Source organism: Corynebacterium sp. LK2510, assembly GCF_040946405.1.
Taxonomy (GTDB): Bacteria; Actinomycetota; Actinomycetes; order Mycobacteriales; family Mycobacteriaceae; genus Corynebacterium.
Map to the genome: position 1 here is coordinate 1 of NZ_JAYWLR010000058.1, position 220 is coordinate 220.

The following is a 220-nucleotide window of genomic DNA, read 5'->3' on the forward strand; positions in this document are numbered from 1 at the left end:
TGTTGTTAAGTTGTTGGGTCGGCGGTAACTTACTCTCCCACCCCCTCCCGAGGGCAGTACCATCAGCGCGGGCGGGCTTAGCTTCCGGGTTCGGAATGGGACCGGGCGTTTCCCCGCCGCCATCAACCACCGACACACCTGTCGGAGCCAACACGGCAAAACAAAAACTACTGCTGTTGTTGGTATCCAATTATCATTCTGTGAACCCCCCACACACACG

Annotated in this window: 1 rRNA gene; it reads right to left on the minus strand. The window is 57.3% G+C overall.

The features are described 5' to 3' along the window. Nucleotides 1-16: 16 nt before the first annotated feature. Nucleotides 17-134 (minus strand): 5S ribosomal RNA (gene rrf, locus VVR41_RS10735). Nucleotides 135-220: the final 86 nt, after the last annotated feature.